Source organism: Allobaileyella intestinalis (assembly GCF_009695865.1).
GTDB lineage: Bacteria > Bacillota > Clostridia > Peptostreptococcales > Anaerovoracaceae > Allobaileyella > Allobaileyella intestinalis.
The window spans coordinates 392,423-416,471 of record NZ_VUNB01000001.1 but is presented as its reverse complement, the minus strand read 5'-3'; the positions used below and the strand labels follow the sequence as shown (position 1 = coordinate 416,471).

21 protein-coding genes and 1 pseudogene are annotated in these 24,049 nt (G+C 46.6%); 4 read left to right on the top strand and 18 right to left on the bottom strand.

Going from position 1 to position 24,049, the window contains the following annotated elements:
- Positions 1-132: 132 nt before the first annotated feature.
- Positions 133-1,125, bottom strand: a complete 993-nt coding sequence (locus FYJ66_RS01975) for an SIR2 family NAD-dependent protein deacylase (RefSeq protein ID WP_154571821.1) — start codon at positions 1,123-1,125, stop codon at positions 133-135.
- Between the two features lie 206 nt (positions 1,126-1,331).
- Between FYJ66_RS01975 and FYJ66_RS01970 the strand changes: the two genes are divergently transcribed.
- The gene (locus tag FYJ66_RS01970) at positions 1,332-1,928 is read left to right on the top strand and encodes a TetR/AcrR family transcriptional regulator (RefSeq protein ID WP_154571820.1); all 597 of its coding nucleotides are present in this window, start codon (positions 1,332-1,334) and stop codon (positions 1,926-1,928) included.
- Here the strand turns inward: FYJ66_RS01970 and tnpB are convergent.
- From tnpB to ruvC, 12 genes and pseudogenes are all read right to left on the bottom strand, one after another.
- Positions 1,906-2,301, bottom strand: coding sequence for an IS66 family insertion sequence element accessory protein TnpB (gene tnpB, locus FYJ66_RS09505; RefSeq protein WP_206156952.1), 396 nt, complete (start codon positions 2,299-2,301; stop codon positions 1,906-1,908). The genes FYJ66_RS01970 and tnpB overlap by 23 nt on opposite strands.
- Positions 2,302-2,713: 412 nt before the next feature.
- Positions 2,714-3,049 (bottom strand): type II toxin-antitoxin system RelE/ParE family toxin, encoded by a 336-nt coding sequence (locus FYJ66_RS01960; RefSeq protein ID WP_154571818.1) that lies wholly within the window; start codon positions 3,047-3,049, stop codon positions 2,714-2,716.
- Positions 3,050-3,346, bottom strand: a complete 297-nt coding sequence (locus tag FYJ66_RS01955; RefSeq protein WP_154571817.1) for a type II toxin-antitoxin system RelB/DinJ family antitoxin — start codon at positions 3,344-3,346, stop codon at positions 3,050-3,052.
- Positions 3,347-3,474: 128 nt separating this feature from the next.
- Positions 3,475-3,648, bottom strand: a pseudogene (locus FYJ66_RS01950) (zinc ribbon domain-containing protein); the annotation flags it as partial.
- Between the two features lie 171 nt (positions 3,649-3,819).
- Positions 3,820-3,951 (bottom strand): hypothetical protein, encoded by a 132-nt coding sequence (locus tag FYJ66_RS09355; protein ID WP_268878587.1) that lies wholly within the window; start codon positions 3,949-3,951, stop codon positions 3,820-3,822.
- 28 nt (positions 3,952-3,979) lie between these two features.
- Complete coding sequence (locus FYJ66_RS01940) at positions 3,980-4,291, bottom strand: TfoX/Sxy family protein (RefSeq protein ID WP_154571816.1); 312 nt, start codon at positions 4,289-4,291, stop codon at positions 3,980-3,982.
- 241 nt (positions 4,292-4,532) lie between these two features.
- Positions 4,533-5,792 (bottom strand): 23S rRNA (uracil(1939)-C(5))-methyltransferase RlmD, encoded by a 1,260-nt coding sequence (rlmD, locus tag FYJ66_RS01930; RefSeq protein WP_235897308.1) that lies wholly within the window; start codon positions 5,790-5,792, stop codon positions 4,533-4,535.
- A 4-nt stretch (positions 5,793-5,796) separates the two neighbouring features.
- Entirely contained in the window at positions 5,797-6,918 is a 1,122-nt protein-coding gene (gene tgt, locus FYJ66_RS01925; protein WP_154571815.1) for a tRNA guanosine(34) transglycosylase Tgt, read from the bottom strand.
- Positions 6,919-6,995: 77 nt separating this feature from the next.
- A complete protein-coding gene (gene queA, locus FYJ66_RS01920) occupies positions 6,996-8,123 on the bottom strand; it encodes a tRNA preQ1(34) S-adenosylmethionine ribosyltransferase-isomerase QueA (RefSeq protein ID WP_154571814.1) in 1,128 nt (375 codons plus the stop codon).
- 30 nt (positions 8,124-8,153) lie between these two features.
- Entirely contained in the window at positions 8,154-9,197 is a 1,044-nt protein-coding gene (ruvB, locus tag FYJ66_RS01915) for a Holliday junction branch migration DNA helicase RuvB (protein ID WP_154571813.1), read from the bottom strand.
- Positions 9,198-9,265: 68 nt separating this feature from the next.
- Entirely contained in the window at positions 9,266-9,871 is a 606-nt protein-coding gene (gene ruvA / locus FYJ66_RS01910) for a Holliday junction branch migration protein RuvA (RefSeq protein WP_206156951.1), read from the bottom strand.
- A complete protein-coding gene (gene ruvC / locus FYJ66_RS01905) occupies positions 9,868-10,383 on the bottom strand; it encodes a crossover junction endodeoxyribonuclease RuvC (RefSeq protein WP_154571811.1) in 516 nt (171 codons plus the stop codon). Before ruvC ends, ruvA begins: the two co-directional genes overlap by 4 nt.
- A gap of 427 nt (positions 10,384-10,810) precedes the next feature.
- Here ruvC and FYJ66_RS01900 point away from each other — a divergent pair, with 427 nt between their 5' ends.
- Positions 10,811-11,275 (top strand): arginine repressor, encoded by a 465-nt coding sequence (locus FYJ66_RS01900; protein WP_154571810.1) that lies wholly within the window; start codon positions 10,811-10,813, stop codon positions 11,273-11,275.
- Between the two features lie 24 nt (positions 11,276-11,299).
- On the top strand, positions 11,300-12,925 hold the full coding sequence (gene recN, locus FYJ66_RS01895; RefSeq protein ID WP_154571809.1) for a DNA repair protein RecN: 1,626 nt from the start codon (positions 11,300-11,302) through the stop codon (positions 12,923-12,925).
- Positions 12,926-13,053: 128 nt separating this feature from the next.
- Here the strand turns inward: recN and holA are convergent, their stop codons facing one another.
- Together holA and FYJ66_RS01885 are read right to left on the bottom strand one after the other, a co-directional pair.
- The gene (gene holA / locus FYJ66_RS01890; RefSeq protein WP_154571808.1) at positions 13,054-14,118 is read right to left on the bottom strand and encodes a DNA polymerase III subunit delta; all 1,065 of its coding nucleotides are present in this window, start codon (positions 14,116-14,118) and stop codon (positions 13,054-13,056) included.
- Positions 14,108-16,669 carry a ComEC/Rec2 family competence protein gene (locus tag FYJ66_RS01885; protein ID WP_206156950.1) on the bottom strand — a complete coding sequence of 854 codons (2,562 nt, stop codon included), beginning with the start codon at positions 16,667-16,669 and terminating at the stop codon, positions 14,108-14,110. The genes holA and FYJ66_RS01885 overlap by 11 nt, the downstream gene beginning before the upstream one ends.
- Positions 16,670-16,944: 275 nt before the next feature.
- Here FYJ66_RS01885 and FYJ66_RS01880 point away from each other — a divergent pair, with 275 nt between their 5' ends.
- On the top strand, positions 16,945-20,607 hold the full coding sequence (locus tag FYJ66_RS01880) for a transglycosylase domain-containing protein (protein WP_154571806.1): 3,663 nt from the start codon (positions 16,945-16,947) through the stop codon (positions 20,605-20,607).
- A 108-nt stretch (positions 20,608-20,715) separates the two neighbouring features.
- Here the strand turns inward: FYJ66_RS01880 and rpe are convergent, their stop codons facing one another.
- The 3 genes from rpe to pknB all read right to left on the bottom strand — a co-directional run bounded on the left by rpe (position 20,716) and on the right by pknB (position 24,048).
- A complete protein-coding gene (gene rpe / locus FYJ66_RS01875) occupies positions 20,716-21,366 on the bottom strand; it encodes a ribulose-phosphate 3-epimerase (RefSeq protein WP_154571805.1) in 651 nt (216 codons plus the stop codon).
- Positions 21,354-22,223, bottom strand: coding sequence for a ribosome small subunit-dependent GTPase A (rsgA, locus tag FYJ66_RS01870; RefSeq protein ID WP_154571804.1), 870 nt, complete (start codon positions 22,221-22,223; stop codon positions 21,354-21,356). The genes rpe and rsgA overlap by 13 nt, the downstream gene beginning before the upstream one ends.
- 79 nt (positions 22,224-22,302) lie before the next feature.
- Entirely contained in the window at positions 22,303-24,048 is a 1,746-nt protein-coding gene (gene pknB / locus FYJ66_RS01865) for a Stk1 family PASTA domain-containing Ser/Thr kinase (protein WP_154571803.1), read from the bottom strand.
- Between the last annotated feature and the right edge of the window lies 1 nt (position 24,049).

The window sequence follows — 24,049 nt, the reverse complement described above, 5'->3', positions numbered from 1 at the left end:
CGGAGTAAATCTCTGTAGTACAGGTACGTGTCAACGTGCCTACGATGTAACGCCACTTTTAGCAGTAATGTTAAACGACTAAATGTGGGAGGATTTATCCGCTATACCACAGGGCAGTTACAAGCTCCGACCTCAAAGCGATAGCTTAGGTCGGGGTAGTTGACTTCTTACATCCTCCAGCACTTTCCCAATATCGGCCTGGATAGCCAGTCCCCTGTCTTCAATTGTCTCCGGCAGGAACGCATAATCCTTGTTCACAGAAATATACGTCGTCTGCGGCAAACTGTTCACCAGTGCCCAGAACGGCTCCTGGATGAACATCGGTGTGAGTCTTCCGACGCCGAGTTCCAGGAAAAGAATCTTCTCGTCCTTATGCGCGAGAATGTAATCTGATATCTTCTGATATTCCTCTTCGTATTTCTTACCGGTCAGGAAATTTCCATAACCCCGGACCCACGGAAACGCCTCAGCGCCGCAGTGCGGGCAGCGCGGGATCAGTTCCTTCGGCACTGCTGTGCCCTCACCCATGGCATCGATCATCTCCTGTACCGGTTTCACGGCATCCCATACCTCATCTGTGCAGCACCTGGAGCACTGGAAGAAGCGATGGTCGCCCTGAATCTGGGCGACTTTCGACTCCGGATACAGCTTTACGAACTGCGTGTCCTGATTTGTGGTCAGTACAAAGAATTCTTTATCCGCGAGGACCGCATCCAAATCCAGGTACGGCTTCCGAACTTCCGCATGCTGGGTGGTATGCAGGAATGTTGCCATATATCCCCAGAACTCCTCACGGGAATCCCAGTGGGCAAACGTACCGGCAAAAGCACCTTTGAATCCGTATTTCTCTGCATACTTTCCGAAATATTTCCGGTAGGAGGCGTTGTCTTCATAATAGAAATCCCCGCCGCCTGCTGCGGAAAGGCCGGATGCTCCTCCAACGATCACGCAGTCCGCGTCCTTCACTTTCTGAACAAAATCCTGAATCTGCTCTTCATAAGGGAGCGGCTCTTTCTTTGTCAGCGGAACCACAGTCCTGCCGGATGCATATACGTTGTAATATCTGGAATAATTGCTCTTCTGTACTTCATTTACAATCTGCTCATAAAAGGTCATGATTTTCATTCCTCTCTCATTTTTGATTCTGCGATACAAGGTTTGCAACAGTTTATTGACACCCTGTCTATAAACTAATATATTTAAATTTGGAAAAATGAGAAGAACACATTCTCTCAAAAGAATAACTCCCGTACAGAATCGCAAAACTGTACAGGAGTTTCTCATGATCGGGAATATTCGATTGCAGATATCAGAGAAAGACGGTGAATAAAATGAAGTCACCAAATCAGAAAAAGACTGACCGAAGAACGTTATACACACAGATGGTCATCAAAGACGCGCTTCTGGAACTGAATAAAGAGACCGCCTATGACAAGATCAATGTCACCATGGTCTGCAGGCAGGCTGAGATTGCCCGTTCTACCTTTTACCTGCATTTTGACAGCCTGGATGAAGTACTGGACAGTGTCATCGATGACGCCCTCCTCTTTTCAGAGAGCGGCTCCGGAACGGTTGTTGATGTACTCGATATTATCGGCAGCGGCAGGTCATATGTGCTCAGTAAGAATGAAACCGTCCTGCCCGCCTGCCAGCGGATTGCTGATTCTGATAAATATCATCACTTGTTTATGGACGTATCTGTCAGCGACCATATCATCCAGAGGATTGCCGCTCATGAGCATGATAAAGTTGTCCCGGATCTTATGGCGCATACAGGCCTCGCCGCAGATGAAGCCGAGATGCTTTTTAAGTTCATCCTTAACGGATCTTTCGCTGTAAACAGGAGCCTTAGCTGGGAGAAAAATGAACGATGGTACCGGTACCAGCAGATCCTTGGCAGATTTATTAATGCTGGGATAGAGAGATAATCCCATCGCCACTTCTGTTACCATCCCCGCCTTCATGGTAAAGCGCATTCTGTCCGGGTGAAGAGCGTCTGCTGGATGGCCTTAACCACCGCCGAGTGAACATCCTCTTCGTGAAGATTGCGGCCCATGCAGCCCCGCGGACCTTCCTTGGAGTGCTTTCTGCATTTCCAGACGTAGACCTTTTTGCTGCGCGGATTCCAATGCGGTCTGACCTCCTGCCACAGAACAGGAAAAGTATATCTGTCTGGAATGAATCCAGTTCGAACTCTTCCTGGATGACTCTTGCTAGACCGTCCACTCCATAGCGCAGGTCGGTATAGCCGCAGGCGATGTAGATTTTTCTGAACCGCCCCGGACTGATGTCGTTAAGCATGCTTGAGCCCCTCCAGAACCATCTTGAGCTGCCACTCCGGCACAAATGCATTGACTTCTACATGGACCCCGGGTGCATCTATGACCAGACATTCCTCTGTATTTTGTATTGGCAAATTATTTGTAACGGCCTCCACGAAATTCATTCTGTGTGATTCGTCACAAGTAATATCTCCTCTTTGATCCAGCATCCATTCGACTACGGCATTTCTACCCCTAAATGTGCTTGGTTTGATTCCATGTACACGCGATCATCCATACAAATTCCTCCATGCGTTTATTCTTACATGATTGTAAGAATAAACGCATGGAGGATAATAGACACTGTTCGTTTACTGCTTAGTTTACTGCTTACATCCTGTTGGACTTTTGCTTTGAAAAGAACACTCCCCGCTAAAGTAACGAGAAGTGTTTTATAAGTCGAGTTTCATATTCGCGAGCTGTCGAAGCTGGTCGCGCCTGTTGTAGATGACGTTCATGATGTAGACCTGTTTGGCATCCTCATCGATCCGGTAATAGATATAGAAATTCTTTGCCATGATTTTCCGGATTCCTCGTGAATGCCATGGTTCGTCATTGACAGGCTTTATCCGACCGGGCATTTCCGACAGTTTGCTGATTTCCTTACGGATCGCACGGACATAGGAAAGCGCCGTATCCGGGACGAGAAGGATATCGGCAATATAGTCACGCAGTTCCACAAGGTCTGTCGTGGCATCCGGAGTCATGATGATTTCGTAAGAATCCATTTATCTGAGGCTCCTTTCGAGTTCATCAAAAACCTCAGTGAACGGGCGGCCTTCGCCGCGGAGTGACTGTTCATAACTGTGCATAAGTTTTGCGTTCAGCTCGGCCTCAGACATGGTATCTAGCGTTTTCGGTTCCTTAGGAATCGTAAGAGAGAAGGGAACGCCATGTCTGTAAATAATCTGCCGATAAAGAGAGTTGATTACGACAGATACGGGGATACCGAGTTTCTGGAGAATATCTTCTGCCTCGTTCTTGACATCACATTCGACACGTGCGCTTACGGTTGCATCTTTCATGGTAACACCTCCTTTTGGAATTATTGTATTACACAGTCTTGCGGATTGCAATACAAATTGGAAGAAGCGATGGGAATGCCGAGAGCGCCACCGACGTATTTGCTGAAAGAGTGGAGCCATATTCTGTTTTATTTCCAGTGTTTGAGTTGTGAAAGATAACCATCAAAGTAAGCACGCCTTTCATCATCAGGCGTATTATCCGGATTTGGCATATGACCTACCAAATAATCAAGCAAGGAGTCTTTTGTTTTGTAAGCAAACTTTCCGTCTGCATAGCACCATTTACAAAAGTCCTTATTGAAACTTCCATCCTTACCTTGTCATCTGCATCGTGCAGAAGCGTTTCAAATATCGTCATGTAATTCTCATAAATGTCGGGAGTGTTCGTGGCGATATTTTCTGATGCCCAGATAACACTCGACAACCGCATCCTGCACTAACAGAGGATATACAAGGCCCATTTCGCCAAGTAGCTAGAGCGCCTTTGCTTTTATCTTTACAGAATCATGTGAAAGAAGGGATGAAACATACTGAATGCTTTCTTCCCATTTATCCTTTTCTTTTGTCAACACTCCAAGTTCTTTATATAACTCTGATTCGTTCAAGCTGTCGTCTCCTAAACTCTCAATCTTGTTATTTTTTCTTCGGAGCAGGCAACTCCGGATACATCGCTACCAGCAATTCTCTCAGGAACTCCTTATTGTCCACGTTATCAACGAGCAGCATTTCCTTTGCACCATCATACGGAAGTTCCATGTCCGTATTTGGCATCATCGCCACAGCAGATTTTGTCGGCTTCACAAAAAGACAATCATCGTAAATGCCACCGACAATCTTTCCGCGATAGTAAATGATGTATTCTCCCATCATCGCCCGATAGGTCACATCATCCAGACCCGAAAGCTGCTCCAGTATAAAATCCAGGTATTCCTTGCTTGATGCCATATGTCAAATCTCTCCTTATAATTCGCACACCATAATATATTCTTCGGCGTTCTCATCGACCGTCTTGAAGCCGACATCCTTATGGTATGTTAGTGCCTGGCACCAGCATCGTCTAAAATTTGAGGTCGCAATTTGTGACCTCAAATGGCTGCGACCTCAAGATAACTTTTCAATAATAATCATTTGATAACAATAAACATAGGTGGAAGATGGCTTATTCTAAATCGCAGCATCCATCACATCAGTACACGCACTGAAAATCCTGTCTTTTAAAAACAGACTTTTCACCGTTCCTGCCATCCACCTTTTTCACTTCAGGCTCCCGGACCTTCGAAAGAACAGCGATGCTTTCTATGTGCTTAGTCCCCGGGAAATTATCGTACGCTCTGATATACACCGGCTCGTATCCTCTCCCTTTGAACCGCTGCAGGTTGATGCACAGCGTCTTCGGGTTGCAGGAGATGTACATGATGTACGGGATCCCGTAGTCCGACAGGATGTCCACAACCTTGTCGTGCATCCCCGCCCGGGGCGGATCCACCACGATCATGTCCGGTTTTTCCTCCACCTGTCCGATGACCTTCAGCACGTCCCCGCATATGAAGTCACAATTCTCAATGCCGTTGATTTCTGTATTAGCCAGAGCCGAATCCACTGAATCCTGAACTATCTCAATACCCGTAACGTGCCTGGCTCTGGAAGCCATGAGCTGGGTGATGGTTCCGGTGCCGCAGTAAAGGTCGAAAACGTTTTTGCTGTCAATATCAGGCATCAGGTCAAGAGCGTCGCTGTACAGCCTTTCAATAGCAGGAATGTTTGTCTGGAAGAATGAGAAGATGCTTACCTTGAACTTAAGGCCAAGGATTTCTTCGTTGTAATAGTCTCTTCCAAAAAGGATTTTCGTCCCCTCGTCGATAACGGCATCAGCTACTCTGTCGTTGGTAGTATGGAGCACTCCCACGATTTTTTCGTCAAGAGGAAGGCCCAGGATCATATCCAGGAAACCTTCCTCGTCAAATTCCACCTGGCTGCTGGTCACTATGTCCACCAGCAGTTCTCCCGTTTTCACACCTCTCCTGACCACAAGGTTTCTGAGAAGTCCTTCATGAGACATCTTATGGTAGAATTTGTACCCTCTTTCCCTGCAGAACTCCAGTGTTCCTCTAAGGATCCTGTTGAAATCCTCAGGAACCAGCTGGCAGCAGTCGCTGGTGACGATGGACATGAAATGCTTTTTCTTATGCATGCCAAGAGTCAGAGGGCCGTCCTTTTCAAGGTCCCCGAAAGTGTATTCCATCTTGTTCCTGTATCTGTATCTTTCCATGGCAGGAACCATTCCCTGATACACCGAAGGATCGACATCGTATTTTTCAAGAAGGGTCCTGACACCCCTGTCCTTCTCTGCCAGCTGCTCCTCATAGGAAACTCCCTGATAGATACAGCCTCCGCAATTCTCGCTGATGGGGCATACCGGCATGGCTGCAGACATGTTTTTTTCCATATTCCTAAAACTCTCCGTATTTGTCATAAAATTCCCTCTTGTACTCAAGGAACCTGTCTTCTTCAATAGCTTCTCTGATGTTTTCCATCATGTGAACCAGGAATCTGATGTTGTGTTCTGAAAGGAGCATAGCACAGAAGATTTCGTTGTTTTTGAACAAGTGTCTCAGATATGCCTTTGAATAATTCTGACAGCAGTAGCAGTCGCACTCTTCGTCAAGAGGAGAAAAATCCCTCTCGTATCTGGCGTTTTTGATGTTGACCTTCCCGTGGCTGGTCAGTGCCACCCCGTGTCTTGCAAGTCTGGTTGGAAGGACGCAGTCGAACATGTCCACTCCTCTTTCTACCCCTTCAAAGAGATAGTCTGGAGTTCCAACCCCCATGAGATACCGGGGTCTGTCTGAAGGCAGATAATCCACACAGTCGTCCAGGATATCAAGCATGATTTCCTTAGGTTCTCCTACGGAAAGGCCTCCGATTGCGTAGCCTGGCAGATCGAACTGGGTGATCTCCTTAGCGCTCTCCGCCCTCATATCCTTGAACATCCCGCCCTGCATGATTCCAAAGAGAGCCTGCTTATCAGTATTCTTGTGGTACTTCACACACCTCTCCAGCCATCTGGTAGTCCTCTTGTATGAAGCCTCCACATATCTTCTCTCTGATGGATAGGACACACACTCGTCAAAGGCCATGATGATATCTGATCCCAGATCGTTCTGAACCTGGATTGAATCTTCCGGCCTCATCATGTGGCGGGATCCGTCTATATAAGACTGGAATTTCACGCCCTCCTCTGTGATTTTTCTCATCTTCCCCAGGCTGAAAACCTGGAAACCGCCGCTGTCTGTAAGAATTGGCTTGTTCCAGTTCATGAATTTATGAAGTCCACCGGCCTCTCTCACAATGTCCGATCCCGGTCTGAGATACAAGTGGTATGTATTGCTCAGGATTATCTCTGCACCCTGAGCCGCAACGTCTTCAGGCTTCATGGCTTTTACCGTGGCCTGGGTTCCCACAGGCATGAAAACCGGTGTCTCGATAGTGCCGTGAGGCGTGGTAATCCGGCCTCTCCTGGCCTTGGTCCTGCTGTCTGTTTTGATCAGCTGGTAGCTTAAAGCTTTGCTCATTTTACTCTCCTTATAACAGAACCCTCCGGCAACACATCACCAGGGGTTCTGATTTTGCTGAAAAAGCTTTTATTCCATTATTCGATAAGCATTGCATCTCCGTAACTGAAGAACATGTATCTTTCCTTAACTGCCTCCCTGTAAGCCTCAAGGATCTTATCCTTATCGTACAGAGCTGAAATAAGCATGATAAGTGTGGATTTTGGCAGGTGAAAATTGGTTATGAGAGCGTCCACAATCTTGAATTCGTATCCTGGATATATGAAAATGCCCGTGCTATTGTGGCCTGCCTTAACATGATAATTTCCTGTTTCAGGATCCTTCTCGGCAGCACTTTCCAGGGTTCTGGTGGAAGTAGTTCCCACAGAAACAATACGCCTTCCTTCATCAATTGCCTGGTTGATGATCCGGGCGTTTCCCGTAGAAATGGAATACTCCTCAAAGTGCATTTTGTGATCTTCGATATTGTCACATTTCACCGGTCTGAAGGTTCCTATTCCCACATGAAGTGTGACATAGGCGATGGTGACCCCCATGTCCTCAAGTTCTTCCAGCAGCTCTCTGGTAAAATGCAGCCCCGCTGTAGGACAAGCCACTGATCCCTCAATTCTGCTGTACACATTCTGATATCTGTCTTTATCGCTGCTGTCTGCAGGTCTTTCTATGTAAGGAGGAAGAGGCATGCTGCCCAGTTCTTCCAGTCTTTCCATGAAAATTCCCGAGTATTCGAAGCGGACAATGCGGGTGCCGTCGTTTTCGTTGCATATGCCTTCAATGTGGCCGCGGAAAAAATGTTCCGGTTCGCCGGAATCCCGGGACTTTTCGTTACTGTTTTTTTCCTTGAAATCTTCATCGAACTGAAGTGCTTCCTTGCCGAAAACCACCACATCTCCTTCTTTGAGACGCCTTCCGGGACGGACCATAACTTCCCAGCGGTCTCCCTGAATTCTCTTGATCAGCAAAAACTCGATGTGTGCCCCTGTAGGCGCTTTGCGGCCGAACAGCCTTGCGGGAATTACTCTGGAATCGTTTAAAACCAGGCAGTCTCCTGGCTTCAGGTACTCCTTGATATCGTAGAAATGCCTGTGTTCAATTGTTCCTTTTTCCCTGTTCAAAACCATGAGCCGGCAGTGATCTCTCTGCTGGGATGGCACCTGGGCAATAAGCTCCTGGGGAAGGTCGTAATCAAATTCCTCTAGTTTCATCTATCTATATTCCTCTCGTTTCATTCTGCTCTACTGTTCCAGATCCTGGATGCTGAACCGGCCCTGACGGTCCTGATCAAAAAGATATTCCAGACCCAGGTGCTCGTAAGCCTTTCTCGTGGCAACCCTTCCCTTAGGTGTTCTGTACAAGAGTTCCTGCTGAATGAGAAATGGCTCGTTAACATCTTCCAATGTTACCCGCTCTTCGCCTATGGCGCTGGAAATTGTCTCTATTCCCACAGGGCCGCCGCCGAATCCCTTGATGATGGTGGTCAGAATATCCCTGTCCAGTTTCTCCAGGCCCATTTCATCTATTCCCAGGGCGTTAAGGGCTTTGTTCGTTATTGCCAGGTTCACTTTACCGTCGGAGATCACCTCGCTGAAGTCCCTTACTCTCTTCAGGAGCCTGTTGGCGATTCTTGGCGTGCCTCTGCTTCTGCTGGCAAGCTCGTCCAGGCTCTGGTCATCTATGGATATGCCCATCATGTTTGCCGATCTGTATAGAATATCTCTCAGTTCTTCTTTAGTGTAAAAATCGAATTTTGAGATGATGCCGAATCTGTCACGCAGTGGTGCGGAAAGGCTGCCCGCTCTCGTTGTGGCTCCTATAAGGGTGAAGTGGGCCAAATCGATTCTCAGCGACCTTGCCGCCGGGCCTTTTCCAATAATAATATCAAGGGCGTAGTCCTCCATTGCTGAATAGAGGACTTCTTCAACGGACCTGTTCAGCCTGTGGATCTCGTCGATGAAAAGAACATCGTTTTCATTGAGATTTGTAAGGATAGCAGCCAGGTCTCCGGCTCTTCCAATAGCCGGACCGGAAGTTATCTTGATATCAACCCCCAGTTCGTTGGCGATGATGCCGGCCAGTGTGGTTTTTCCCAGTCCCGGCGGACCGTAGAAAAGCACGTGATCCAGGGCTTCACCTCTCATCTTTGCCGCTTCTATATATATAGAAAGATTTTCTTTAGTACGGGACTGGCCACAGTACTCACTGAGATATTGAGGCCTCAGGGTCAGTTCCCCGTTCAGTTCTCCCGGTTTTATCTTTCCGGATGTTACGTTGTCAGCCATTATATTCCTGCCTTCAAATTGGATTTATAATTGCATTTATGTTGTATGAGCTTTAGTAATCATGAAAACTAAAGCAGATATTTAAGTGCCTTTTTAATATATTCTTCTGCGCTCAAGTCTTCCTCAGGAACGTGAGAAATAGCATCTTCCGCTTCTTTCCTTGTGTACCCCAGAGTTGTGAGAGCCACTATGGCTTCACTTCGCTGGCTGGTTACAGCAGGCATGTCTGATGCCTCAGTATCTGGAATCCCCGCCTCTCCTTCAGGAAGGGGACTGATTTTGTCCGAAAGCTCGAGAATTATTCTTTCTGCAGATTTTTTCCCCACACCCTGAGCCTTGGCCAGGGATTTCCCGTCCTTTGCTGCAATGTAAGATTTAACCCTGTTTACTGTTCCAAGGGAAAGGATTGACATTGCCGCCTTAGGCCCCACTCCGTTTACAGATATGAGCTGCTGAAAAAGCTGCAGACTGTCTCTGTCAGGGAAGCCGTAAAGAGAGATGCTGTCTTCCTTAACGGCCATGTGTGTGTACACACTGATTGTCTCTCCTTCTCTTGTATTCAAAAGCGGGGAAAGCTCTGGGACAAAAACTCTGAAACCGATGCCACCTGATGTCTGAATTACAACTGCCCCTTTCTCGTAGTAAAGATATTCTCCAGTTATCTGCCTGATCATCTGGACATCCTCCCCTCGTTTCTGATAAGCCTGCTCAGGTTGTTTCCTCCTGAATGGGCGTGACATATAGCTGCTGCAACGGCATCTGCAGTATCGTCCGGCTTTGGAACTTCGTTAAGGTTCAGAATCGTCTTTACCATCATCTGCATCTGTTTTTTCTCAGCCTTGCCATAGCCTGTAAGAGCAACCTTGATTTCCATAGGAGTGTATTCGAAAACAGGTATGTCGTGGTTGGCACAGGCGAGCATTGCAACGCCTCTGGCCTCTCCAACGCCGATGGCAGTAGTGACGTTTCTGTTAAAAAAAAGCTCTTCGATGGAGCACTCATCTGGCTGGTAGCGGCGGATAATGTCCTCCAGTCCAAGATACAAGGACCTGAGTCTGTCTGGCATTGGTACCCCTGCATCTGTCAGCAGAGAATCGTATGCCACCGTTTTGAATCTGTTTCCAGTATAGTCAAGAACTCCCCAGCCCAGTATTGCATATCCGGGGTCTATTCCCAGTATTCTCATTAAACAATCGTCCTTTCATATATGTGTACCCTGTTCAGCACACAAAAAATCATTGTAATTATAACTGAAGACTCTTTTATTGTCTAATCGCGGTGCCCGAGGAGTCAGCCGCTGACCTTAATAAATGCTGGTGTTTTCTTCTTGTATACATGAACTGAATATTCACGAATATACACATCCTTTTCATCCTATTAATCTATTTTATATCGATGGGTATATCTATTGATTACAGTAGAGTTTGCTAACTTTTGAACACAGTATTATTTAAAGAACAACATTATACAATCTCATAGTTTATACAAAAATATTTTTCTTTATGCTATACTTTTTCTGTATCAGAAAGGCTTCTCCCGGCAGCGGTGTTTTGCATTTTTTATATTGAAACCTGTCTGCAGCCAATTTTTTCAGATCAGGATGGAGGTCAACAATGAGGTATTCCAGACAAAACAAGATCCTGGAAATCATTAACTCACACGATGTAGAAACACAGGATCAGCTCCAGGAACTACTCAAAGAAGCAGGCTATACGGTTACGCAGGCAACTATCTCCAGAGATATCAAGGATCTTCAGCTGGTGAAGACTCTTGCATCAAATGGAAGGTATAAGTATGCAGAGAACAGAAATGACAATCAGCCAATCTCCGAGAGATTCATCAGGATCTTCCGTGACACCACAGTAAGTTACGCAGCAGCTGAAAACCTCATTGTGGTAAAAACTCTTTCAGGCTGCGGCAATGCAGCGGCTGAGGCCATCGACTGTCTGGAGCTCCCTCACATTGTGGGCTCAGTGGCAGGAGACAATACCATGCTGGTAGTTGTAGACAACGTAAGCAACGTCCCAGCCATCATCGAACAGTTTGACAAGATTATTACCCGGAAAGAACAGGACTGACCGGAATAAAACGGCATAATAATTATGATTGATTTCGTAACAATAGATAACTTTGCTACCATCCGCCACATATCTTTTGACCTGGGCAAAGGATTCAATGTAATAACCGGCGAAACCGGTGCAGGTAAGTCTGTGCTGGTTCAGGCCATCAGTACCGCTCTGGGAAACAGAGCGGATATTTCTATGATCAGAAGGGGAACCTCTAAAGCCGTGATCCAGATTGCAGGAGAATACAACGGCGAAGAGGTTGTTATTCAAAGAGAGCTTTTGTCTTCAGGCAAGAGCCACGCCAGAATAAACGGCTCCGTAGTTACCCTGGCACAGCTCAGGGAGTTCTGCCAGGGTTTTGCCCATATTCACGGGCAGTACGACAATCAGCCGATTCTGAATCCTGAGAATCACACCCGAATGACAGACCGGTATGGTCATCAAATTATTGATGAACCTCTCTCCCAGCTGTCAGCCCTGTATGACAGATGGCGCAAAGCTAAAGGAGAATACGACCGGGTCATCAAAGAAGAAGAGGCCGGTCGCCGCCAGAAAGACTATTATCAGTTTGAATTTGATTACATTTCACAGCTGAACCTTAAGCCGGGAGAGGATGAAGACCTGGAGAACCAGCTTCAGCTCATGAAGAACAGCGCCCGTATCTACGAGGCCGTTGAAGGTGCCCACCAGCTTCTTCACGAATCGGAACCATCAGCCTCAGCCATAATAGGAAGATGTTCAGACCTTCTTTCCTCTGTCTCCCGTTACAGTCCGGATCTGGAGGAGGCTTCCCGGTCTCTTAACGATATCTACTACAGTCTTGAGGATGTATCCGATACACTACGCCGTCTGTCGGATAATATGGATTTTTCCGGAGAAGACATGGACCGGATTTCCGGCAGGCTCAGTGAGATTGAAGATGCCAAGCGGAAGTACAAGATGGATGTAGATGGTATTCTGGCCTATGCAGAAGAGCTGGATCAGAAGCTGCAGCTAATTACAAATTTTCAGGAAGAAAAGGACCGCCTGAAAGCAAAGATGGATGAAGCCTATGAGGAGCTGTCTGAAAAAGCTGACCAGATATCAAAACTGAGGCACCAGATTGCCGGCAAGATGGAGAAGGCCATGATCAGCGAACTGGACGATCTGGATTTCGCCAACGATGAATTCAGCATAAAATTCACCAGACTGCCGGAAATCACCGCCACAGGATATGATTCCCTGGAATTCATGATTTCCACAAATCCCGGTGAGCCTCTCCGTCCCCTCTCAGAAACAGCTTCCGGCGGTGAGATTTCAAGAATCATGCTGGCTTTCAGACATATCACCGGAGATTCAGACCGGATTGATACCATGATTTTCGACGAAATTGATACCGGAATCAGCGGTCACACTGCTCTCACCGTAGGCCGTAAGATGAAGGAGATTTCCAAGAAGCACCAGATTCTCTGCATAACCCATCTGCCTCAGATCGCCGCTTACGGCAATGAGAACTTCCTCATTGAGAAGGACCTTTCCACCGGCAAATCAGAGACTATAATAACAGACCTGGATCGTCAGGGAAAAATAAACATGCTTGCTTCCCTGTTCAGCGGCGGCGCTTCAGGTAAATCTGCAGAAGCAGCCGAGGAGCTGATGAACAAGGTGGAATCAGAATCATAATAAAAAAAGCCCGTGGCTTCTCCGTAACTGCATGGAATTTCATGGAGTATGGAAAATCACGGGCACTTTTATCTCTGGTTATCTGGTCTTTGATTAGTTAAGTATAGACTGTTCAAATATTAAATTCTTTAAATTGAAGCCATGAAAATCTCCAGACCCATAGTGGCATTCATCTCACCTGTCTTCATTTTTCTGTCGATATCATATAGATCCATGAGGCATTTTTTTATTTTTTTCTGACCGAATTTGACTGCAGCTTCCCGGGCTTTTTTCAGTCTGTATTCATTGGCTCCCAGTTCTGATGCCATGGCCTTAAAGGACTTGCCCGGAGAATATATCTCCAGGGAATCATACATAAGCTCAAACTGACTGGTAAGCAGGCCCGTAATGCTTAGGGCAATACCGTCTCTGTCACTAGTGTTCTTAGCTGAAGAAAGATTATTTATCACCAGCTGGAAGGCTCTCTTCCTGTTTCCCCGTCCCATTGCATCGATCATAGCAAAGATGAATTTCTCATCATCTCCTGCCATCATCTCATGGATAAGCTCACGGCTTATTTCTTCACTCTCTTCAGCCTGGAAAAGTTTTTCCAGATTTCTTTCGATATCATCCAGAGTAGCAGTAGTTTCCTTGTTGAAGTATCCTGTCAGATCTGTCAGATAATCCAGATTTCTGCCACCGATTTTCTTTCCTGCCTCCCGGATCCGCTTAAGAACAAACTGCTTGAATTCAGCTGGAGACAGGGCTCCCATCTCATAGGAAGAAGCAGCCTTGGCAAAGGACTTAGCGGCAGCGTTCAGCTTGCCCGAGCCATACATGCTGTCCAGATAGAAAATCATTACAGATGAATCCGGCTGATCCTTGGCTAGTTTCTCAATGAGTTTCAGATCTTCTTTATCCTGGTCTTTTGTTGCACTTGTCTTGCTGTTCTGGTGCAGTATCCGGAGGTTCCGGACAACCACCACCCTCCTGCCTGGAAACATAGGGTAGGTCAGAGCACTGGATACCACCTGCTGCACATCTGCATTTTCATCAAGTTCAACAAGATTAAATTCCCTGTATTCAGGATCTGTATATTTCTTTATCAGCGTATCTACTGCCCACCTGATGAGAAGGTTTTCTCTTCCATAGAAAAAAAACACCCTACCCGTTCTGCCATTCTTCAGATCTGCAGCAAAGTTCTTATATGACATCTGTATTTCCTTCCTCCGGAGACTGTCTTATCATAGTATGCACCTGGATATGGTTTTTCCGGATTCTCATACCCACAGCCCCCTGAACGTCCGTTCTGTATATTTTAATCCCCCTTGATTCTATTCTCCTGACTACCTGCCGGTGAGGATGGCCATAAATATTATTCCTCCCCACTTGTATTACAACTATTTCCGGATCCACAGCATCAAGGAATTCTGGTGATGTGCTGGTTCTGCTTCCATGATGGCCAGCCTTCAGCACATGGCACTTCAGCAGGCCAGAATTGCGGTAGTATTTTATCATAGCCTTCTCGTCTTCCTCAAGGAGATCACCTGTTACCATGATCTTCCTGCCATCTATATTTACGATCATTACCATATTCATTTCATTTTTTTCGTCCAGCAATCCTCCCCTATCGGCCTGTCTGCCGCCTGATTCTCCTTTCAGAGGCCAGATTACCTGGATGGAGCTGTTTTTCCCTATGGAAACCCGGTCACCTGCTGATAAATACAAAAGTTTTTTTACATCCTTTACTGTATCAAAACTTTCCCCCTGGTATTCAGAGGAAATAGCCGTGGAACCTACTGGATAGATTTTTCTCAGTTCCTCCACTCCCTTGCAGTGATCCTGGTGAAGGTGAGTTATGAAGGAAACATCAATTCTTTCACAGCCGTTCTTGAGAAGATACGGTCTCAGAGTTTCCTCTCCCACGTTCCTGAACCTGTCCCCTCCTCCATCTATGAGGTAATTGCCTCTTTCTGTCCTTATGTGCACACAGTCTCCCTGTCCCACGTCTGCAAAAACCAGCTGATCACCGGCCATTGGATTTCTCATGGTCCACGCCAGAGCCAGAACAGGAATGAGCAATATGGCTGCCGTAACCCCAATCCTCTTCCACTGCCTTCGTATTACCATCACCGTAACCAGTTCAGAGGTGAGAAAAAAACATACAAAATAGATACATACCAGGCCCCCTGCCGCCATAGATGGAACCACAAAAGAATGGCGTCCACCTGCCGAAAGAAGATGATTAATCTTGACAAGCAGCTGGCAGAGGCTGTCGATTATGAACACCAGCAGAGGGGGAACATATCCCGTAAGGCAGAGAAAAACAAGGACAAGTATTGCTGCCGGCGCCACCACAGAAGCCAGGGCAATCACCGGCATGTTAATGAAGAGGCTGAAAGGATCCACCATGTTGTATGAATAAGAAACATAGGGCAACATTCCCCCCTGAACTGACGCTGCCCCGCCCAGATATTTTCCAAAAAAATGACCCATCGGAACCGAAAGGAATGAAATGCCAAGCATGGCCAGATACGACATAATAAAACCGCCGTTAAACAGCAGATATGGCCTCCAGGCAAGCATTACAACCGCCGAAAAACTCAAAGCCGACAGAAGATCAAAGGGTTTCTTCACGAAGAAAGACAGCATGGACAGGGATATTATCAGCCAGGCCCTGATTGTGGAAGTGCTCCACATGGTAATCTCCCCATAGGCTGTGAGCACAATCCATATCATCCATGTCACCTGCCTGTTTCTCTTTTTTCCCGTTATGAACATCAGAGCACCATAAAGAAATCCCATGTGCAGTCCGCTGACCGTCAGTACATGAGCCGTGTTATTCTCTGTAAATTCCATATAAACCTTCTTATCCAGGTCTGACTTATCCCCGAAGAGTATTCCGTTCAACACCCCCTTGCTTTCCGGCGCCCTTTCAAAGGCCTCCATGAACTTTACTCTCTGGGCCACCATGAAGCTTCTTTCCTTCCACAGCAGTTTTTCTGGAAATTCCTTGATAATATTAATCGCACCGGCAATACCATTGGTTTCCAGGTAAAAAAGAGTGCCCTTCCCCGGTTTTTTACGGCTGTCCGGCCCGCCCAGGATTACAAGTGTATCGCTGTAGCTGCCTGGCCCATCATCCTGTCCTTTACTGCTATCAGGACTGCCGTTTCTGGTTCCTGAGGTTCCCTGAAACCGGAGCCTTCTCATCTTTGACTCAGCGGAAATCCCCCTGGACCTCAGATACAGCCTGTAGTCAAAAAGCCCCGGGTTTGTTGCTGGCTGAGGCAATTGAAATTTTCCTGCTGCAATGCATTTTCTTCCCGTCAGACTGAGAAGATTGTTCTGACCTTCCGTGTATTCTTCTATGTCCTCATTGCTGACCCTGACCTGACTCCTGCCGCCGTTCTTGTCCTTGACGGTAAAGCTCCAGCTGCTGTCACCTTTCCGGACATCCACTATTCTTCCTGCCAATCTGGTTTCCCTGCCTGCATTTTCTCCATGAACCAGCTCCCTGCCATATGAATCAAGTCTGTATCCATTCCAGGATATAACCAGCACCCCTGCAACTGCCCACAGTAGAATGTTCGCAACATCCCCCGGTTCTATTTCTCCCGACCTTGCAAGAAGGAGAAGAGCCAGAATACAAGAAAGTGCCACTGCCATGGCTCCCGGAAGGTTCATTTTGTCCCTGAAAAGATATCCGGAATATATGCCTAAGGAGAATGAAATTCCAAAGGCAAAGAGTTTTCTTCGAAGCATGTCATTTCTCCCCCCGCAACTCATCATCGGAAGCCACTTCAACCCCTGTGAACGTACAATATCCCAGTGTATTTCATGGTTCAATATGGAAAATAAATTGTGCATCCTGTTGTCAGATAACGATACATTTTCGAAAAAAGTCCCATATATAGTTTTTCTAAGCACCATATCACCGGCAAATCTGAAAATTATCTGAAAATTCCCCTATATCCTTGTGTTTTCATTCATTTGAGCCTTGAAAAATGTTAAAATAACTCGATTATGAAAGGATAATTATGGCTATAGATCAGAAACCGAATATGAATAACAGAAACAGAAAGGCCGGTGGCTCAACTGGCGTTTCCGGTTCAAAAGGCAGTAGTCCTTCATCCAAGGCTGCTGAGGAAGCACGCCTTCACAAGGAGATGCAGGCTGTAGCCAGAGCTATGGCAAAGAAACGTCTCCAGGAACAGCAGGCCGCTTCTGGCATTTCCACATCCGGCAGCAAACACACTGGCGGGCAGAAGGAACAAACACCAACTGCCGGCCATTCTTCAGGTGTAAAGAGTAAAGGGAATTCAAGCACCATGAATTCCCGGAATTCCCAGGCAAAAAAGCCCCAGGTAAATTCTGCGAAATCTGAAGCTCAGAAGCAGCAGGAAATGCGTGAGCTTGCCAGGGCCATGGCAAGGATGAAGATGAAGGAAGAAAAGAAGGGTTCTGGTGCTGGCAAGAATACTGGTATTAATTCCGGTAAAAGTGCTGGTACAAGTACTGGTACAGCATCACCTTCGATTTCACACAGGCCACACGACCACAGCAAGCATGACCACAGCAAGAAAGATGAAAAAAAGGTCATCCCAGTTGTGGAAGGTGCCCTGCCTCTTTCAGTTAGTCCCGATGACGACGACTTTTTGAAGAGAATAGATGCACAGCTCAGCGGAGAAGATGAAAGCCGCCACTCCAGAAGGGGAAGACACAACCGGAGCAAGAACTCTTCTTCTCCTGAAAATGGCAAAAATAAGTCCGGAAACAGCCAGAAATTCCAGAACTTCAAGGATAAGGTCACCCATCCAGGCAGAACTCTCAAAGAACTGTTTACAGTGGAGAACAAGGCCTACGATCCTGATGGTGGCGAAAAGGTCAATTTCAAAGGAAAATCCGTTAAGAACAAGCCTCGGCTGTTCAGCGTGAAGAAGACCATCAGAAACGCCTTCGCAGTCTTGGGGGCAATGATAGTTATTTTTGCGGTTTCCACAATTCTCATTATCGCAACAGCCCCTAAGATTGATCCGACCCACATATATGACCAGATTTCTCAATCTTCTGTTATTTATGACCAGGACGGCAAACAGATTGATAAGGTAAGCTACGGTCAGGACCGGACTATCATTAAATATAAGGACCTTAACAAACAGACTGTTAACGCCTTTGTTGCCCTGGAAGATAAGACTTTCTGGACGCACCACGGCTTCAACTGGACAAGAATGGGCGGTGCGGTGCTCCAGGCTGTTACCGGTCACGGGTCCATCAGCGGAACCAGTACCATTACCCAGCAGCTTGCCAGAAACGTATATCTCCCTGAGATAAAGAGCCAGCGAAGCCTGAAGCGTAAGATAATCGAAATGTATTATGCTCACCAGATTGAGAAAGATCTTTCGAAAGAGCAGATTATCACAGCATATCTGAACAGCATTTACTTTGGATTCGGAAACTATGGAATTGAAGATGCTGCGAAAACTTATTTCTCCAAGAACGCTTCTCAGCTGACTCTTGAAGAAAGTGCAGCTCTGGCCGCCCTTCCTCAGTCTCCAGATACCTATGCTTTCCTCGTACAACAGGATTCAGCTTCCGGTTCAGGAACAATTATCAGTGTGAACGGGCAGAACTACGTGGTAAACGATATTTCAAAGAACAGAAGAGACACCTGTCTGGATCTGATGGAGCAGCAGGGCTACATCTCCAAATCAGAACATGACAGTGCTTACGAGAAGGATCTTTCCACCTTTATTAACCCTACAATACAGCAGGCTGAACATCATTCATCATATTTCACAGACTTTACAATCAATAAAGTAATAAGCGATTTGATGGACAAGTACGACATGTCTTACAAGAGAGCCCAGGACATGGTATACGCTGGTGGTCTCAAGATATACACCACCATGGACAGCACTGCTCAGAACGCTATTGAAAAGGAATTTGATGATAATTCCAATTTCCCTGGACTAACCAACCTGCAGAAAGACGGCAGCAACAACATTATCAATGATGCCGGGGGAATCATACTCTACGATTACGGAAATATGCTGAAAGACGGCAATTTCGTATTTGCAGATGGTGAATACAAGCAGAAGAGCGACGGATCTCTTGTAGTTTATAAGAATAAACGTCTCAATATCTACAAGACCGATACCTCTGCAGGCACAGATTACAGCCTGGAATTCAAGCCAATGTACGTCAGTGAAAACGGTACACTATACATTTATCCAGGTGGATACGTAAATATTCCGGCTAAGTACAAGTCTCTTGACAGCAGCGGCAATCTGGTAATTTCAGGAGAGTACATAAATAGCAATAAGGATCTGATTTCAGAGATAGATGGACATCCTGCCTTTACAGAAAAAGCATACACCCTTCAGTCAAAGGTGGTACAGCCTCAGGCAGCAATGGTTATCACCGAGGTAGGCACTGGAGAGATGAAGGCCATGGTAGGAGGCAGAGGCGTTTCAGGAGCCCATCTGTACAACAGAGCCACAAACACAAGGCAGCCGGGATCTTCCATCAAGCCTATTGGTGTTTACAGTACTGCCCTTCAGATGAGCAAAGAGGCCTACGATAAGGGCAAGAAGTTCACCTACACAGATCCGGGAAACGACACCCAGGGTGCTGCAGGATATGGTGACTACCTCACCCCATCCTCTATCATTAAGGACGAGCCTCTGAAATTCGGAGGCAAGGTTTGGCCGAAGAACTCCTATAACGGATTCAAAGGTGATGTAACAATGCGCTATGCTCTCCAGCAGTCCATCAACACTGTTGCAGTAAAACTGTACGAGCAGGAAGGCTATGAGAACGTTGCAAACACCATAAAGAAATTCGGAATATCCACTCTGGATATTAAGGAATCCACTGGAAACAAGGACTCTGGTCCTGCTTCCCTGGCTCTGGGAGGTCTTTCTAACGGAGTATCTCCTTATGAGATGGCCGAAGCATACGCAACCTTCCCTAATAACGGTGTGAGAATGTCCACTATCTGTTACACCAAAGTTAAGGACAGAAGCGGAGTGCTTCTGGAGGCTGAATCTAAACCACATACAGTTCTGGACAAGGGCGTTTCATGGATTATGACAGATATGCTGAAGTCTGTTGTTTCAGAAGGTATTGGTAAGAACGCAAATATCTCGGGAGTCCAGGCCGGAGGAAAAACCGGTACAACAGAGAACAACTACGATATCTGGTTTGACGGTTTCACGCCTAAGTATGCAGCCTCCCTCTGGATCGGAACAGATGTTAATATCCAGCTCACATCTGCATCTGGAATGGCTGCCAGCCTCTGGGGAAAGATTATGAACCAGATTCCTGAAGCAAAGACTGGACACTACCGGTCCATGCCTTCAAATGTAGTGAAATACCATAATGAATACTACATAAAGGGAACGGAGCCTTCAAAATCTCAGCTTAAACAGGCTGAACAGGTTCAGGAAGAAGAGAAACCAGAAGAAGTTCCGAAGCCTGAAAGTCCTTCCAAGGATACGGAAAACGAAGAGAACAATCCAAACACCGGCGGCAATACTGGTGGTAACACCGGTGGCAATACCGGCGGAAATACCGGTGGTAACACTGGTGGCAGTACCGGCGGCAACACCGGTGGAAACACTGGCGGAGATACCGGCGGTAACACAGGCGGCAGTTCTACTGGAGGTTCATCATCCGGCAATACGCCATCAAATCCATAATAGTCACTGAACAGCTAAAAAACCCGTATCGGATATTTCCGGTACGGGTTTTTCTGTATTCACATATTAATTTGCTGATTAAATTCACAAGCTGATTCCCAGGTAAGCTTACATTTCATTCTTTATGAGTCTGATGGCTTCCCCTCTGTCTTCTGCCTTGAAAACTGCAGATCCGGCCACAAGTATATCTGCACCGGCTTCTTCCAGTTTTCCCCCGTTATCAGGGTTTACTCCACCGTCCACCTCAATGAGGAAGTCGTAACCTCCCTTTTTCCTCATCTCATCCAGCCTTCTTATCTTGCTGTAGCTGTTCTCAATGAATTTCTGTCCGCCAAAACCCGGATTTACCGACATCACAAGAACCATGTCAAGATAGGGCAGAACATACTCAAGGATGTCAGGAGATGTTCCAGGGTTAAGAGAAACTCCTGCCTTCATTCCCAGAGAATGGATATGCTGCAGAGTCCTGTTAAGGTGGAGGCAGGCTTCCTGATGGACGGTGATAAATTCAGTGTTTTCAGTTACAAAATCTTCCAGATATCTGTCCGGATCTGCAATCATAAGGTGAACGTCATAGGGAACGGTGGCAATGGGGTTCAAGCTCTTCATCACCGGAGCACCGAAACTGATATTCGGCACGAACATCCCATCCATTACATCCACATGAATATAGTCGGCTCCAAGGTCGCATATTTCCTTAACATCCCGTCCCAGGGCGGCAAAATCCGCCGACAGAATCGATGGTGCTATTTTCGCCATTCTGATACCTCTTTCATTATCTGTAAATATGAATTATACCTGCTCTCAGATATTTCCCCATTCTGAAGGGCCTCCTTAACAGCACAGTCAGGCTCGTTTATGTGAACGCAGTCAAGATAGCGGCACAATCCTCTGTATCTGTTCATTTCCGGGAAAAAATCTCTTACGTTCTTCCTGTTTAACCGGGGAGCGTCCAGGGATGTGAAACCCGGAGTATCGTAAACATCCGTGCCGTCAGGAAATCCGAAAATCTCCACATGTCTTGTTGTATGCTTTCCCCGGCCAGTTTTCTGGCTGATGCTTCCTGTCTCAGCTGATCCGCTTCCTGCAATGCGGTTAATCAGCGTGGACTTTCCAACTCCTGACTGTCCGGCAAAAGCAGCGCTTTTACCGGAAATTTCCTGCAACAGTTTATCTGTCCCTTCCCCTGTCTTGCCGTTTACAGGGCAAACCGGGTAAATACCGGAATAGATATCTGAAATTTCCTTAAGCCTTTCCCTGCTGACCTGATCAGTCTTATTTACAGCAATAACCACGTCCAGGCCTGCCCCTTCTGCTCCCACGCAAAGCTTGTCTATAGTAACAAAACTTGGCTCAGGTTCTGCTGCAGCAAAAGTTACAATAAGAACATCCAGATTAGAAACAGGAGGCCTGGAAAGACAATTCTTTCTGGCCTCCACATCTGTGATGACAGAGTTCCCGGCCTCATCCAGTTCAAATTCAACATGGTCTCCCACAAACAGGATATTCTTACCTCTTTTGAATCTGCCCCTGGCCTTACCCATGAACACCTGTCCTGATTCATCATCTCTGACAAAATAGAATCCACCGATTCCCTTAACTACTTTTCCTCTCATTAGCCTCCCGGCGGCTCTTCTGCCTCTTTTAATAAATCACTGCCTTCCCGGAAAACAAGTTTCCGGGAAGGCAGAATGCTTAGCCGTTGTTAGCAGTCTGATTTCCTGTGTTTCCGGTATTTCCTGTGTTACCGTTGTTTCCAGTATCACCGCCGGAGTTATCAGTATCTACCTGTGGCTTTCCTTTGCTTACTTCAATATCAATGGAAGTGCCCTTGTCAAGCTGTGTATTGGCTGCATACTGCTGCCACATTACATATCCATTTCCATATACATTTGACTCATCGTATGTGATGTTTCCAACGGTGAATCCAGCACTGGCTATGGCTGATTTTGCCTGGGACAAGCTCATTCCAGTAACTGATGGAACGTTTGCCTTTTCCTTGCCCTTTCCATCGGATATGACGATATTTACCCTTGCGCCCTTGCTGGCTGAGCTTCCGCCTTCAGGGTCCTGGGACAAGATGGTTCCTGCTGCTTCGGTGGAGGTCTGTTCTTTTACTACACCCAGCTTGTATCCGTGCTTCTTCAGATACTTCTCCACCTCGTCGTACTTCATTCCTACAACATTAGGAACTGTTCCATCCTTTGAGCCCTTGCTCAGGTTGATGGTTATCTTAGTGCCTTTCTTAGCCTCTGTTCCGGCTTCCGGGTTCTGCTCTGCAACCCTGTTCTTTGAAACAGAGTCTGAATAAACATCTTCGCCCTTCTTAATGGTGAAACCTGCATCCTTGGCTGCCTTTTCAGCTTCAGTGTAGGACATTCCGGAAAGATCAGGAACCTGGGTCTTGGCTGCTGCGAACTGTTTTACTCCCAGCACCAGAAGAGGAATCAGACAGATTGCCGCAACAATGCCTATAATCAGTCTCTTTTTTTTCTGATCAGGCGTGAGCTTTTTCTTCTTCTTGCCTCTGTCTCTGCGCTTCTTCTTTTTCTCGTCGGCCTCTTCTTCTTCCGGATCCTTTGTCTCCACCGCACGGTTAAGAGCACTCTCTCCCACCATTTTCGTAACGAACTCGATATTGTCAAGTTCCTCGATCAGCTCGTCGGCACTGGAATATCTGTTGGTCTGGAACTTGTTGGTGGCCTTCATTATGCACCGCTCAAGTGCCGGAGGAATTCCGCTTACAAACTCACTTGGGGGAATAACATCTTCGTTAATGTGCTTCAGTGCAACTGTAACCGGGTTATCTCCGTCAAATGGAACTCTTCCGGTGATCATCTCGTACATCACTATTCCCAGGGAATAGATGTCTGATCTTTCATCAACGTAGTTTCCTCTGGCCTGCTCCGGCGAGAAATAGTGGATTGAGCCGATTACCTTGCTTCCTGTTGAAAGAGTAGCATCGTTTACAGCCTTGGCGATACCGAAGTCTGCCAGCTTTGCCACTCCGTCCTTAGTCATCAGGATGTTGTGAGGTTTTACGTCTCTGTGTATTATCTTGTTCTTGTGAGCCACACTAAGAGCCGAAGCTACCTGTCTGGCAATGTTGATTACAGTTCTGTAATCCATAGGAGCTTCCTCAGCGATGATATCGCTGAGGGGTCTTCCATCTACCAGCTCCATGACTATGTAATTGATGTTTCCTTCCTTGCCTACATCGTATACTCCTACGATATTAGGATGAGAAAGCTTAGCGGCTGCCTGAGATTCTCTCTTGAAGTTTTCAACAAAAACATCATCTTTTGTAAATTCAGGGCGAAGGATCTTGATAGCAATATATCTGTTAAGCAATTTATCCTTTGCCTTGTAAACGACAGCCATGCCGCCATCACCAATCTTCTGGATAAGCTCATATCTGCCGGCTAAAAGTCTGCTGCTCATC

Excerpts from the sequence above, each read along its gene's own strand:
- FYJ66_RS01975 (WP_154571821.1), bottom strand. The coding sequence starts at position 1,125 with ATGAAAATCATGACCTTTTATGAGCAGATTGTAAATGAAGTACAGAAG.
- FYJ66_RS01970 (WP_154571820.1), top strand. The coding sequence starts at position 1,332 with ATGAAGTCACCAAATCAGAAAAAGACTGACCGAAGAACGTTATACACA.
- tnpB (WP_206156952.1), bottom strand. The coding sequence starts at position 2,301 with ATGCTTAACGACATCAGTCCGGGGCGGTTCAGAAAAATCTACATCGCC.
- FYJ66_RS01960 (WP_154571818.1), bottom strand. The coding sequence starts at position 3,049 with ATGGATTCTTACGAAATCATCATGACTCCGGATGCCACGACAGACCTT.
- FYJ66_RS01955 (WP_154571817.1), bottom strand. The coding sequence starts at position 3,346 with ATGAAAGATGCAACCGTAAGCGCACGTGTCGAATGTGATGTCAAGAAC.
- FYJ66_RS01940 (WP_154571816.1), bottom strand. The coding sequence starts at position 4,291 with ATGGCATCAAGCAAGGAATACCTGGATTTTATACTGGAGCAGCTTTCG.
- rlmD (WP_235897308.1), bottom strand. The coding sequence starts at position 5,792 with ATGGAAAAAAACATGTCTGCAGCCATGCCGGTATGCCCCATCAGCGAG.
- tgt (WP_154571815.1), bottom strand. The coding sequence starts at position 6,918 with ATGAGCAAAGCTTTAAGCTACCAGCTGATCAAAACAGACAGCAGGACC.
- queA (WP_154571814.1), bottom strand. The coding sequence starts at position 8,123 with ATGAAACTAGAGGAATTTGATTACGACCTTCCCCAGGAGCTTATTGCC.
- ruvB (WP_154571813.1), bottom strand. The coding sequence starts at position 9,197 with ATGGCTGACAACGTAACATCCGGAAAGATAAAACCGGGAGAACTGAAC.
- ruvA (WP_206156951.1), bottom strand. The coding sequence starts at position 9,871 with ATGATCAGGCAGATAACTGGAGAATATCTTTACTACGAGAAAGGGGCA.
- ruvC (WP_154571811.1), bottom strand. The coding sequence starts at position 10,383 with ATGAGAATACTGGGAATAGACCCCGGATATGCAATACTGGGCTGGGGA.
- FYJ66_RS01900 (WP_154571810.1), top strand. The coding sequence starts at position 10,811 with ATGAGGTATTCCAGACAAAACAAGATCCTGGAAATCATTAACTCACAC.
- recN (WP_154571809.1), top strand. The coding sequence starts at position 11,300 with ATGATTGATTTCGTAACAATAGATAACTTTGCTACCATCCGCCACATA.
- holA (WP_154571808.1), bottom strand. The coding sequence starts at position 14,118 with ATGTCATATAAGAACTTTGCTGCAGATCTGAAGAATGGCAGAACGGGT.
- FYJ66_RS01885 (WP_206156950.1), bottom strand. The coding sequence starts at position 16,669 with ATGCTTCGAAGAAAACTCTTTGCCTTTGGAATTTCATTCTCCTTAGGC.
- FYJ66_RS01880 (WP_154571806.1), top strand. The coding sequence starts at position 16,945 with ATGGCTATAGATCAGAAACCGAATATGAATAACAGAAACAGAAAGGCC.
- rpe (WP_154571805.1), bottom strand. The coding sequence starts at position 21,366 with ATGGCGAAAATAGCACCATCGATTCTGTCGGCGGATTTTGCCGCCCTG.
- rsgA (WP_154571804.1), bottom strand. The coding sequence starts at position 22,223 with ATGAGAGGAAAAGTAGTTAAGGGAATCGGTGGATTCTATTTTGTCAGA.
- pknB (WP_154571803.1), bottom strand. The coding sequence starts at position 24,048 with ATGAGCAGCAGACTTTTAGCCGGCAGATATGAGCTTATCCAGAAGATT.